This is a genomic window from Pseudomonas sp. GM21 (genome assembly GCF_000282215.1).
In the GTDB taxonomy this organism is placed as follows: domain Bacteria; phylum Pseudomonadota; class Gammaproteobacteria; order Pseudomonadales; family Pseudomonadaceae; genus Aquipseudomonas.
Genome location: NZ_AKJS01000127.1, coordinates 38,169 through 50,700, shown reverse-complemented (window position 1 = coordinate 50,700; position 12,532 = coordinate 38,169). Strand labels below are relative to the sequence as shown.

Here is a 12,532-nt window from a genome sequence, read left to right as displayed (position 1 = left end):
CGCCTCCTATGCCGATTTTTTACACGCGCCTAAAAAAAGTAAGCAAAAAAACGCTCGCCCCGAGCGTCCGGCCCCTCGCTAGGGCTCGGCGTACCTTCGCTCCGGTATCCATCCGGGGATACTGCCCTCCGGTCGGCTTCGCTTCGACCTACATGCAGCGTGTTCGACTGCGTCGAACGGCGCTGCGCGCCACTCCCCGGATGCACACCTCCACTCAGCCTCCCGAAGGGGCGGGTGAATCAAGATCAAAAGCTGCAGGCGAGCTAACGCTCGGCCTGTTGAGTGGTGAAGGGCGGGTGTACGCCGATGCCCTGTAGGAGCTGTCGAGTGAAACGAGGCTGCGATCTTTTGAACTGGCTGGCTGTGGCTTTAGATCTTGCTTCTGCTTTTGATCTTTTGCCCCTTCGGCAGGCCGAGTGGAGGTGTTCATCAGGGGATCAGGCGCGTAGCGCCGTTCGGCGAAGCCGAACACATCGAGAGGAGGTCGTAGCGAAGCAGAGCGTAGGCGATGTCCCCTGATGGATACCGTAGCGAGGGAACACTGAGCCTTGGCGAAGTGCCGTACGCCGGGGCAAAGCCTTTTGCTTACTTTTCGGCGTCTGGAAAAGTGAGTCGCTGTAAGAGCGAAACCCTAAGCAGCCGTTACCGCAGCAACGGATATACACCCAAAACCCAAGAACCCAAAACCCCACCAAATCGCAGACAAACAAAAACGCCCGGCATAAACCGGGCGTTTTGTATTGACTTGATTAGCGAGCGCGGTAAGTGATGCGCCCTTTGCTCAAGTCATAGGGCGTCAGCTCGACGCGCACTTTGTCACCGGTAAGAATACGGATGTAGTTCTTGCGCATCTTGCCGGAGATATGCGCGGTTACGACGTGCCCATTTTCCAACTCCACACGAAACATGGTGTTGGGCAGGGTGTCGACGACAGTGCCTTCCATTTCGAAGCTGTCTTCTTTCGACATGCAGTAAAGCCCTCGGTGTCCAATGAATGGCCCGGTGCAACTGCGCCAGGCAAAAGCGGCGTGCATTGTGCCCGAAAAATGGGGTTTAAGCCAAGGGGTTCTAGTTCAGGATGACCCAGCGTTGATTAATCAGCAGCTCAATAGGCCGATATTGGGTCTTGTAGCTCATCTTTTTGCAGTTTTTGATCCAGTAGCCGAGGTAGACGGCCTCCAGCCCGAGGCGGCGCGTCTCGCCAATCTGCCAAAGAATCGCGTAGCGCCCCAGGCTGCGGCGTTCTTCGCCGGGTTCGTAAAAGGTATACACCGCCGACAGACCGTTCGGCAGTAAGTCGGTGACGGCCACTGCCAGCAGCCGTCCTTCGAGACGAAATTCGTAGAAGCGCGAGAATGGCAAGTCGCGCACCAGGAAGGTTGCGAACTGATCACGGCTCGGCGGGTACATGTCGCCATCGGCGTGACGCTGTTCGATATAGCGCTGATAGAGGCCAAAATACTCTTCAGTGAATTGTGCCCGGGCCGGGCGAACCTGTAGGTCGGCATTGCGTTTGAAAATGCGTTTCTGTTGGCGATTGGGGGTGAATTGCCCCACAGGGATACGCGCCGGAACACACGCATTGCAGTTTTGGCAATGTGGCCGGTAAAGATGATCGCCACTGCGACGAAAACCCATTTCAGACAAATCTGCATAGACATGCACATCCATGGGCTGGCTAGGGTCGAGAAACAGGGTCGTGGCCTGTTCATCTGGCAGATAGCTGCAAGAGTGGGGCTGAGTGGCATAGAACTTCAAGCGCGCCAGCTCGGTCATGATCAACCCTCGGGATAAGCTTTGAATTAAGTGTAAGCCAAGCGCGCAAAAGTCGCTCAGCAAACCCAGGTTGCGCGACTGGGCTGATCCAGATGCTGCGCGAGATAGCCAGCAAATTCGCGGCGAGGAATCGCCCTTGCGCCAAGGCTGTGCAGATGATCGGTCGGCATCTGGCAGTCAATCAGCACAAACCCCGAGTCTTTCAGATGACGCACCAGGGTGGCAAAGCCATATTTGGACGCGTTGTCGGCCCGGCTGAACATGGACTCGCCGAAAAACAGCTGACCCATCGCCAGGCCGTACAGCCCGCCGACCAGTTCGTCCTGGTCCCAGACTTCCACTGAGTGCGCGTGACCACGCCTGTGCAGTTCTATGTAAGCGTCCTGCATGGCCTGGGTGATCCAGGTGCCGTCGGCGTAATCGCGCGGTGCGGCGCAGGCGCGGATGACGGCGGCGAAATCCTGATCGAAGGTCACTTGATAGCGCTGTTGACGGAGCAATTTGCCCAGGCTTCGGGAAACATGCAGCTCGTCGGGAAACAGCACCGTGCGCGGATCCGGCGACCACCAGAGAATTGGCTGGCCTTCGGAGAACCACGGAAAACAACCGTGGCGATAGGCTTGAATCAGACGGTCGGCGGACAGATCGCCACCCGCAGCCAGCAGCCCGTTGGGGTCGCGCATGGCTTTTTCCAGCGGAGGGAAGGTCAGGGTATTGCGTTGTAACCAAGTCAGCATGGCATCCGGGCTTGCAGAAGGGGAGGGTGGTGGCGGGCTGGTGCGCCCGCCTTGAAGTGTGCCGTTAAACGCCGGGAATGTCGTCGAGGTATTTTTCGGCGTCCAGCGCGGCCATGCAGCCGGCCCCGGCCGACGTGACGGCCTGGCGGTAAACATGATCGGCAACATCGCCGGCGGCAAACACGCCGGGGATGGCGGTGGCAGTGGCGTCGCCTTCGTTGCCGCTTTTGACCCGCAGATAACCGTCGTGCATGGGCAGTTGATTGACAAACAGGTCGGTGTTGGGTTTGTGGCCGATGGCGATGAACACCCCGGACAGTGCCAATTCGCGGGTTTCTCCGGTCTGACTGTCGCGCAGGCGGGCACCGGTCACGCCAGTGGCATCGCCCAGCACTTCATCCAGATTCTGATTCCAGTGCAGGCGAATGTTGCCATTGGCGGCTTTTTCGAAAAGTTTGTCCTGGAGGATCTTTTCCGAGCGCAATTTATCGCGGCGATGAATCAGATGGACTTCCTTGGCGATGTTCGACAGGTACAAGGCTTCTTCGACGGCGGTATTGCCGCCGCCGACCACTGCCACCACCTGATTGCGATAAAAGAACCCGTCGCAGGTCGCGCAGGCCGAAACGCCTTTGCCGGCGAACGTTTCCTCCGAAGGCAGCCCCAGGTATTGCGCCGAAGCGCCGGTGGCGATAATCAGGGCGTCACAGGTGTAGGTGCCGCCGTCGCCGATGAGTTCGAAGGGGCGCTGTTGCAACTTGGCGGTATGGATGTGGTCGTAGACGATCTCTGTGTCAAAGCGTTCGGCGTGTTGTTGCATGCGTTCCATCAGCACCGGGCCGGTGAGGCCTTCGACGTCGCCGGGCCAGTTGTCGACTTCGACGGTGGTGGTGAGCTGGCCACCTGCCTGTATGCCGGTAATGACAACGGGTTTGAGGTTGGCGCGGGCGGCATAAACGGCTGCGCTGTAACCGGCGGGGCCGGAACCCAGAATGATCAGGCGTGAATGCTTCGCTTCGCTCATAAAAACACCTCATAAGCCTTTGTCACGAAAGAGAATGCATGCTCAAATTGACCGCATGCCATGGTGCTTTTGGCTATGCTACATCCAGCGCCTCAAGCATGGCATCGGGCGGGCAAACCCGTACAATGCCTGCGTGCAAGGTGGGGTGTAACAAAATAAGCAGTGCGCTCCGTGTTTATAAAACACCGGGTGCAGTGTTAAAAGTAGTCCCGGTTACGCCTGTTAACTTTTTTACCTGCCTGGATTGGGCAGTTTTTTATAGTCATTCAACAGATGGACGCGCCCCAGGCGCAGGAAAAGTAACGTTTTGAAGAAATCCACCGCAGCACCCAAAACAGTCGTTCCGCTCTGGCGCCAGCATTTGCACTACCGGCTCAAGGAAGGTGCATTGATCGCCATTGGCGCCTTGTGCCTGTTCCTGATGATGGCCTTGCTGACTTACGGCAAGGACGATCCGGGCTGGAGCCATAACAGCAAGATCGATGACGTGCAGAATTTCGGCGGCCCCGCCGGTTCTTACAGCGCCGACATCCTGTTCATGGTGCTGGGTTACTTCGCCTACATCTTCCCGTTGTTGCTCGCGGTCAAGGTCTATCAGATCTTCCGTCAGCGCCACGAGCCATGGCAGTGGAGCGGCTGGCTGTTCTCCTGGCGCCTGATTGGCCTGGTGTTCCTGGTGCTGTCGGGTGCTGCGCTGGCGCACATACATTTCCATGCCGCCACCGGCCTGCCGGCGGGTGCCGGCGGTGCGCTGGGTGAAAGCCTCGGCGATCTGGCCAGGAACGCGCTGAACGTCCAGGGCAGCACCTTGCTCTTCATCGCTCTGTTCCTGTTCGGTCTGACGGTGTTTACCGACCTGTCGTGGTTCAAGGTGATGGACCTCACCGGCAAGATCACCCTCGACCTGTTCGAACTGTTCCAGGGCGCGGCCAATCGCTGGTGGGCGGCCCGCAACGAACGCAAGCAACTGGTGGCGCAACTGCGTGAGGTTGACGACCGCGTGCATGAGGTGGTCGCACCCACCGTCACCGACAAGCGCGAGCAGGCCAAGGTCAAGGAACGCCTGATCGAACGTGAGCAAGCCCTGAGCAAGCACATGTCGGAACGCGAGAAGCAGGTTCCGCCCGTTATTGCCCCTGCGCCGCCAAAACCGGCCGCACCGAGCCAGCGTGTGGAAAAAGAGAAACAGGCTCCGTTGTTCGTCGACAGCGCCGTGGAAGGCACCTTGCCGCCGATCTCGATTCTCGACCCCGCGGAAAAGAAACAACTCAATTACTCGCCCGAATCCCTGGCTGCGGTTGGCCATTTGCTGGAAATCAAGCTCAAGGAATTTGGCGTCGAAGTCTCGGTGGACTCGATTCACCCAGGCCCGGTGATTACCCGTTACGAAATTCAGCCGGCCGCAGGCGTGAAGGTCAGCCGCATCTCCAACCTGGCGAAAGACCTGGCGCGCTCCCTGGCCGTGACCAGCGTGCGTGTGGTTGAAGTGATTCCGGGCAAGACTACCGTCGGTATCGAGATCCCGAACGAAGACCGGCAGATCGTGCGCTTCTCCGAAGTGCTGTCGACCCCCGAGTACGACAACTTCAAGTCGCCGGTCACCCTGGCCCTCGGTCACGATATCGGCGGCAAGCCGGTCATCACCGACCTGGCAAAAATGCCGCACTTGCTGGTGGCCGGTACCACCGGTTCCGGTAAGTCGGTGGGTGTGAACGCGATGATCCTGTCGATCCTGTTCAAGTCTGGCCCGGAAGACGCCAAGCTGATCATGATCGACCCGAAGATGCTTGAACTGTCGATCTACGAAGGCATTCCGCACCTGCTGTGCCCGGTTGTGACCGATATGAAGGACGCGGCCAACGCCCTGCGCTGGAGCGTGGCGGAGATGGAGCGTCGCTACAAACTGATGGCGAAGATGGGCGTACGTAACCTGTCCGGCTTCAACGCCAAGGTCAAGGAAGCCCAGGACGCCGGCACGCCACTGACCGATCCGCTGTACAAGCGCGAAAGCATTCACGACGAAGCGCCGCTGCTGACCAAGCTGCCAACCATCGTCGTGGTCGTCGACGAATTCGCCGACATGATGATGATCGTCGGCAAGAAGGTTGAAGAACTGATTGCCCGTATCGCCCAGAAGGCCCGTGCCGCCGGTATCCACTTGATCCTCGCCACCCAGCGTCCGTCGGTGGATGTGATCACCGGTCTGATCAAGGCGAATATCCCGACGCGCATGGCGTTCCAGGTGTCGAGCAAGATCGACTCCCGGACCATCATCGACCAGGGTGGCGCCGAGCAGCTGTTGGGTCACGGTGACATGCTCTACATGCCGCCGGGCACCAGTCTGCCGATTCGTGTTCACGGAGCGTTCGTGTCCGATGACGAGGTTCACCGCGTGGTGGAGGCCTGGAAACTGCGCGGCGCGCCGGAATACAACGACGACATCCTCGCCGGTGTCGAAGAGGCCGGCAGCGGCTTTGAGAATGGCGGTGGTGGTGGCGATGATGATGCCGAAACCGATGCGCTCTACGACGAGGCGGTGCAGTTCGTACTGGAAAGCCGTCGTGCGTCCATTTCTGCGGTTCAGCGCAAACTGAAAATCGGCTACAACCGCGCCGCGCGCATGATCGAAGCCATGGAAATGGCCGGGGTCGTGACGTCCATGAACACCAACGGTTCGCGTGAAGTCCTGGCCCCGGGCCCGGTGCGCGACTGATTTGAATTGAATAGGGAGGCGCACACACGCCGCCCGATCCCCCACGAATGTTATGAGGACTCCCATGCGTCTTATCCGCATGCTGTTGCTGCCGGTACTGGCTTTGACCACGCTCTCGGCCCACGCCGATGACAAGGATGTGGCGCGCCTGACCCAATTGCTGGAAAAATCCCAGACATTGACTGCGCGTTTTTCCCAGCTGACCCTCGATGGCAGCGGTACCCAGTTGCAGGAAACCGCTGGCGACATGTCGCTGCAGCGCCCGGGCCTGTTCTACTGGCACACCAATCCGCCGGCCGAGCAGACTATGGTCTCCGATGGCAAAAAGGTCACCCTGTGGGATCCGGACCTGGAGCAGGCCACTATCAAGACCCTCGACATGCGCCTGACTCAGACCCCGGCGTTGCTGCTGTCCGGTGACGTGTCCAAGATCAGCCAGAGCTTTGACATCAGCGCCAAGGAAGCCGGCGGTGTGATCGACTTCACCCTGAAGCCGAAAACCAAGGACACCCTGTTCGACAGCCTGCGCCTGTCGTTCCGCAACGGTCTGGTCAATGACATGCAATTGATCGACAGCGTCGGTCAGCGCACCAATATTCTGTTCACCGGTGTGAAGGCCAACGAACCGATCCCTGCATCCAAATTCAAGTTCGATATCCCCAAGGGTGCGGACGTGATCCAGGAGTAACGCCGCTTAATTAAACTGTGGGAGCGAGGCTGCTCGCGAAGAGGGAGTGTCAGTGCCATCAATGTTGTCTGACACGCCGCTTTCGCGAGCAGGCTCGCTCCCACAGGGTCCTGCAGTGTTCAAATAGTGAGGTTTCGCAAGTAGTGATGGACCTGTTTCGCAGCGCCCCGATCGCTCAGCCCTTGGCCGCCCGCCTGCGTGCGGCCAATCTGGACGAGTACGTCGGTCAGGAACACCTGCTGGCTCGCGGCAAGCCGTTGCGCGAAGCCCTGGAGCAGGGTGCCCTGCATTCGATGATTTTCTGGGGCCCGCCGGGCGTGGGCAAAACCACCCTGGCGCGGCTGCTGGCAGAAGTCTCGGATGCGCACTTCGAAACGGTCTCGGCGGTGCTGGCGGGTGTGAAGGAAATCCGTCAGGCGGTGGAAATCGCCAAGCAACAGGCCGGTCAGTACGGCAGGCGAACCATTTTGTTTGTCGATGAAGTGCACCGCTTCAACAAGTCCCAGCAGGATGCCTTCCTGCCGTACGTTGAAGACGGCACGCTGATTTTCATCGGCGCGACCACCGAAAACCCCTCGTTCGAACTCAATAACGCATTGCTCTCCCGGGCCCGCGTCTATGTGCTCAAGAGCCTCGACGAAGCGGCCCTGCGCAAGTTGGTGCATCGCGCACTGACCGAAGAGCGTGGCCTGGGCAAGCGGCAACTGACCCTCAGCGATGAAGGCTTCCAGATGCTGTTGTCCGCCGCCGATGGCGATGGCCGACGGCTGCTGAATCTGCTGGAAAATGCCTCGGACCTGGCCGAAGACAACAGCGAGATCGGCGTCGATCTGCTGCAAAGTCTGCTCGGGGATACCCGTCGACGTTTCGACAAGGGCGGCGAAGCGTTTTACGACCAGATTTCCGCACTGCATAAATCCGTACGCGGCTCCAACCCCGATGGCGCGCTGTATTGGTTCGCGCGGATGATTGACGGCGGTTGCGACCCGCTGTACCTGGCCCGGCGCGTGGTGCGCATGGCCAGCGAAGACATCGGCAACGCCGACCCCCGCGCCCTGAGTCTGTGCCTGGCGGCGTGGGAAGTGCAGGAGCGCCTCGGCAGCCCCGAAGGCGAGCTGGCGGTGGCCCAGGCCATTACGTATCTGGCCTGCGCGCCGAAAAGCAACGCGGTATACATGGGCTTCAAGGCCGCGATGCGCAGCGCCACCGAGCACGGTTCGCTGGAAGTGCCGCTGCACCTGCGCAACGCCCCGACCAAATTGATGAAACAACTCGGTTATGGCGACGAATACCGTTACGCCCACGATGAGCCGGATGCCTACGCGGCGGGCGAAGATTATTTCCCGGAAGCACTCGAACCGCAGCCGTTCTATCAGCCGGTACCACGGGGTCTGGAGCTGAAGATCGGCGAGAAGCTCAATCACCTCGCCCAACTTGACCGTTTAAGCCCCCGGCAGCGGAGAAAATAGTGATTCCATTGGTCATCGCGGTGTCCATCGGTGGTGTTGCCGGCACGCTGTTGCGGTTCGCAACCGGAAACTGGATCAACGCTAATTGGCCACGGCACTTCTATACGGCTACGCTGGCCGTTAATATCGTGGGCTGTTTGCTGATCGGCGTTCTATACGGTCTGTTTTTGATACGCCCGGAGGTGCCGTTTGAGGTGCGTGCCGGGTTGATCGTCGGCTTCCTCGGAGGACTGACGACTTTTTCATCCTTTTCACTGGATACGGTGCGCTTGCTGGAAAGCGGGCAAGTGCCGCTGGCTTTGGGCTATGCGGCGCTCAGCGTATTCGGCGGGCTGCTTGCCACCTGGGCCGGCCTGTCCTTGACCAAACTTTGATAAACGAGAAACCGACATGCTCGATTCCAAACTGTTACGTAGCAACCTTCAGGACGTAGCGGACCGCCTGGCATCCCGTGGCTACACGCTGGATGTTGCGCGCATCGAAGCGCTGGAAGAACAGCGCAAGACCGTCCAGACCCGCACCGAAGCACTGCAGGCTGAGCGTAATGCCCGTTCCAAATCCATCGGTCAGGCCAAGCAGCGCGGCGAAGACATCGCGCCACTGATGGCGGACGTCGAGCGCATGGCCAGCGAATTGAGCGCCGGTAAAGCCGAGCTGGACGCAATCCAGACCGATCTGGATTCGATCCTGCTGGGCATTCCGAACCTGCCGCACGAATCGGTGCCGATTGGCGACGACGAAGACGGCAACGTCGAAGTACGCCGCTGGGGCACCCCGACAGCGTTCGACTTCCCGGTTCAGGACCACGTCGCCCTGGGCGAGAAATTCGGCTGGCTGGACTTCGAAACCGCCGCCAAGCTGTCCGGCGCGCGTTTCGCCTTGCTGCGAGGCCCGATTGCCCGTCTGCACCGCGCCCTGGCGCAGTTCATGATCAACCTGCACGTCACCGAGCACGGCTACGAAGAGGCTTACACGCCTTATCTGGTCCAGGCCCCGGCGCTGCAAGGCACCGGTCAACTGCCGAAGTTCGAAGAAGACCTGTTCAAGATCGCTCGCGAAGGCGAAGCCGATCTGTACCTGATCCCGACTGCCGAAGTGTCGCTGACCAACATCGTCGCGGGCGAAATCGTCGATTCGAAACTGCTGCCGATCAAGTTCGTCGCCCACACTCCATGTTTCCGCAGTGAAGCCGGCGCGTCGGGTCGTGACACCCGCGGCATGATCCGCCAGCACCAGTTCGACAAAGTGGAAATGGTCCAGATCGTTGAGCCATCGACGTCGATGGAAGCGCTGGAAGGCCTGACCGCCAACGCCGAGAAAATCCTGCAACTGCTTGAGCTGCCTTACCGCACCCTGGCGCTGTGCACCGGCGACATGGGCTTCAGCGCAGTCAAGACTTACGACCTGGAAGTGTGGATTCCGAGCCAGGAAAAGTACCGCGAGATTTCGTCGTGCTCCAACTGCGGCGATTTCCAGGCCCGTCGTATGCAAGCGCGTTTCCGCAACCCGGAAACCGGCAAGCCTGAGCTGGTTCACACCCTGAACGGTTCCGGCCTGGCGGTCGGTCGTACCCTGGTGGCCGTGGTGGAAAACTATCAGCAAGCCGACGGTTCGATCCGTGTGCCTGAAGTCCTGAAGCCATACATGGGTGGCCTTGAGGTCATCGGCTAAATGAACTATCTGCCGCTGTTTCACAACCTGCGCGGCAGTCGTGTGTTGGTCGTCGGTGGGGGGGAAATTGCCTTGCGCAAATCCCGCCTGCTGGCCGATGCCGGTGCGCTGCTGCGGGTGGTTGCACCTGAAATCGAACCGCAACTGCGCGAACTGGTGGCCGGCAGCGGTGGCGAGTGTGTGTTGCGCGGTTATGCCGAGACGGATCTGGACGGTTGCGGGCTGATCATTGCCGCCACCGATGACGAGGCGTTGAACGCGCAAGTTTCCGCTGATGCCCATCGGCGTTGTGTGCCGGTCAACGTCGTGGATGCGCCGGCCCTGTGCAGCGTGATCTTTCCGGCGATTGTCGATCGTTCCCCGTTGATTATTGCGGTGTCCAGCGGCGGCGATGCGCCGGTGCTGGCACGGTTGATCCGCGCCAAGATTGAAACCTGGATACCGTCCACCTACGGCCAACTGGCGGGTCTGGCGGCGCGTTTTCGCCATCAGGTCAAAGGTCTGTTTCCGGATGTGCAGCAGCGTCGCGGATTCTGGGAAGACGTCTTTCAAGGCCCGATCGCTGACCGGCAACTGGCCGGGCAGGGTGCCGAAGCCGAGCGACTGTTGCAGGCGAAAATCGACGGCGAAGCGGATGTCACGACCGGCGAGGTGTATTTGGTCGGCGCAGGGCCGGGTGATCCCGACCTGCTGACATTTCGTGCCTTGCGCCTGATGCAGCAAGCCGACGTGGTGCTGTATGACCGCCTGGTGGCCCCGGCGATTCTGGAGCTGTGCCGTCGCGATGCCGAGCGGGTCTATGTCGGCAAGCGCCGCGCCGATCACGCGGTGCCACAGGATCAGATCAACCAGCAATTGGTGGAGCTGGCGAAACAGGGCAAGCGGGTTGTGCGGCTGAAGGGCGGTGATCCGTTCATCTTTGGTCGCGGCGGCGAAGAAATCGAAGAACTGGCGGCCCAGGGCATCCCGTTCCAGGTGGTGCCGGGTATCACGGCAGCCAGCGGTTGCGCGGCGTATGCCGGGATTCCGCTGACTCACCGTGATTATGCGCAGTCGGTGCGGTTTATAACCGGGCATTTGAAGGACGGCTCCTCCGATTTGCCGTGGGCTGACCTGGTCGCGCCGGCGCAGACGCTGGTGTTCTACATGGGCCTGGTGGGCTTGCCGGTCATCTGCGAACAGTTGATCAAGCACGGTCGCGGGGCGGATACCCCGGCGGCGTTGATTCAGCAGGGCACCACGGTCAATCAGCGGGTGTTTACCGGCACGCTGGCGGATTTGCCACGGTTGGTGGCGGAGCATGAAGTGCATGCGCCGACATTGGTGATTGTCGGGGAAGTGGTGCAACTGCGCGAGAAACTGGCGTGGTTCGAGGGTGCTCAGGCGCAGGTCTGAGTCACTGATCGTTCCCACGCTCCGCGTGGGAACGATCACCTGTCAGGCTCTGCGCCAAACCCCTTTACCGATCAACCGTTCCCGATCATGCGGTGCCGTGCAATCCTGCTCCGGTCCTTTCGGAACCACTCCGGTCGGATTAATGGTCTTGTGGCTGCCATAGTAGTGGTTCTTGATGTGCTCGAAATCCACCGTCTCGGCAATCCCCGGCCACTGATAAATCTCCCGCAGCCAGTTCGACAGATTCGGATAATCGGCAATCCGCCGCAGGTTGCACTTGAAGTGCCCGTGGTACACCGCGTCAAAACGAATCAGCGTGGTGAACAGCCGAATATCCGCTTCGGTCAGGTATTCACCGGTCAGGTAACGATTGGCGCTTAACAACTGCTCCAGTTGATCCAGTTCTTCAAACAAGCCATCAAACGCTTCTTCATAAGCCTGTTGCGAGGTCGCAAACCCGGCGCGATACACGCCGTTGTTCACCGCCGGGTAAATCCGTTCGTTCAACGCATCGATCTCACCGCGCAGGGGCGCCGGGTAGAAATCCAGGTCGTTGCCGGTCAGGTCGTCGAATGCGCTGTTGAACATGCGGATGATCTCCGCCGATTCATTGTTGACGATGCGATTCTGTTGTTTGTCCCACAGCACCGGTACCGTGACGCGGCCGGTGTAGTCGGCAGTATCGGCGGTGTAGCGCTGATGCATGAAGTCGAGATGATCGAGTTTGTCGCCAGTGGAGCCCAGGCTCTGGTCGAAGGTCCAGCCGTTTTCCAGCATCAGCCAACTGACTACCGACACGTCGATCAGGCTTTCGAGGCCTTTGAGTTTGCGCAGGATCAATGTGCGGTGCGCCCACGGACAGGCCAGCGACACGTAGAGGTGATAACGGCCCGCTTCAGCGGCAAAGCCACTGACCCCCGTCAGACCTGGCTCGCCGTTGGTGGTCACCCAGTTGCGGCGCTGCGCCTGTTCACGCTGAAACGCGCCGTCCTTGCTGCTTTCGTACCACTGGTCATGCCAGCGACCTTCAACTAACAAACCCATGTTCAGGACTCCTCA

Annotated in this window: 11 protein-coding genes; 6 read left to right on the top strand and 5 right to left on the bottom strand. The window is 59.9% G+C overall.

Translation table 11 applies throughout. From position 1 onward, the window contains the following. Nucleotides 1-749 precede the first annotated feature (749 nt). From infA to trxB, 4 genes are all read right to left on the bottom strand, one after another. Nucleotides 750-968: a translation initiation factor IF-1 gene (gene infA / locus PMI22_RS08165; protein ID WP_002553999.1), complete on the bottom strand. Its 219-nt coding sequence runs from the start codon at nt 966-968 to the stop codon at nt 750-752. Nucleotides 969-1,068: 100 nt separating this feature from the next. After that, a complete protein-coding gene (locus tag PMI22_RS08170) occupies nt 1,069-1,776 on the bottom strand; it encodes an arginyltransferase (protein WP_007947513.1) in 708 nt (235 codons plus the stop codon). A 56-nt stretch (nt 1,777-1,832) separates the two neighbouring features. Then, the gene (gene aat / locus PMI22_RS08175; RefSeq protein WP_007947512.1) at nt 1,833-2,513 is read right to left on the bottom strand and encodes a leucyl/phenylalanyl-tRNA--protein transferase; all 681 of its coding nucleotides are present in this window, start codon (nt 2,511-2,513) and stop codon (nt 1,833-1,835) included. A 64-nt stretch (nt 2,514-2,577) separates the two neighbouring features. Further along, nucleotides 2,578-3,537, bottom strand: a complete 960-nt coding sequence (gene trxB, locus PMI22_RS08180) for a thioredoxin-disulfide reductase (RefSeq protein ID WP_007947511.1) — start codon at nt 3,535-3,537, stop codon at nt 2,578-2,580. A 307-nt stretch (nt 3,538-3,844) separates the two neighbouring features. Between trxB and PMI22_RS08185 the strand changes: the two genes are divergently transcribed. The 6 genes from PMI22_RS08185 to cysG all read left to right on the top strand — a co-directional run bounded on the left by PMI22_RS08185 (nt 3,845) and on the right by cysG (nt 11,473). Then, the gene (locus tag PMI22_RS08185) at nt 3,845-6,250 is read left to right on the top strand and encodes a DNA translocase FtsK (protein ID WP_033049517.1); all 2,406 of its coding nucleotides are present in this window, start codon (nt 3,845-3,847) and stop codon (nt 6,248-6,250) included. A gap of 64 nt (nt 6,251-6,314) precedes the next feature. Further along, nucleotides 6,315-6,938, top strand: a complete 624-nt coding sequence (gene lolA / locus PMI22_RS08190) for an outer membrane lipoprotein chaperone LolA (protein WP_007947509.1) — start codon at nt 6,315-6,317, stop codon at nt 6,936-6,938. Nucleotides 6,939-7,084: 146 nt separating this feature from the next. Beyond that, nucleotides 7,085-8,407, top strand: a complete 1,323-nt coding sequence (locus PMI22_RS08195; protein WP_007947508.1) for a replication-associated recombination protein A — start codon at nt 7,085-7,087, stop codon at nt 8,405-8,407. Next, nucleotides 8,407-8,781, top strand: coding sequence for a fluoride efflux transporter CrcB (gene crcB, locus PMI22_RS08200; protein ID WP_007947507.1), 375 nt, complete (start codon nt 8,407-8,409; stop codon nt 8,779-8,781). Before PMI22_RS08195 ends, crcB begins: the two co-directional genes overlap by 1 nt. Before the next feature lie 16 nt (nt 8,782-8,797). Then, complete coding sequence (serS, locus tag PMI22_RS08205; protein ID WP_007947506.1) at nt 8,798-10,078, top strand: serine--tRNA ligase; 1,281 nt, start codon at nt 8,798-8,800, stop codon at nt 10,076-10,078. After that, nucleotides 10,079-11,473 carry a siroheme synthase CysG gene (cysG, locus tag PMI22_RS08210; RefSeq protein WP_007947505.1) on the top strand — a complete coding sequence of 465 codons (1,395 nt, stop codon included), beginning with the start codon at nt 10,079-10,081 and terminating at the stop codon, nt 11,471-11,473. Between the two features lie 42 nt (nt 11,474-11,515). On the opposite strand, the gene PMI22_RS08215 is transcribed toward cysG, so the two are convergent. Then, nucleotides 11,516-12,517, bottom strand: a complete 1,002-nt coding sequence (locus PMI22_RS08215; RefSeq protein ID WP_007947504.1) for a glutathione S-transferase family protein — start codon at nt 12,515-12,517, stop codon at nt 11,516-11,518. Nucleotides 12,518-12,532 lie beyond the last annotated feature (15 nt).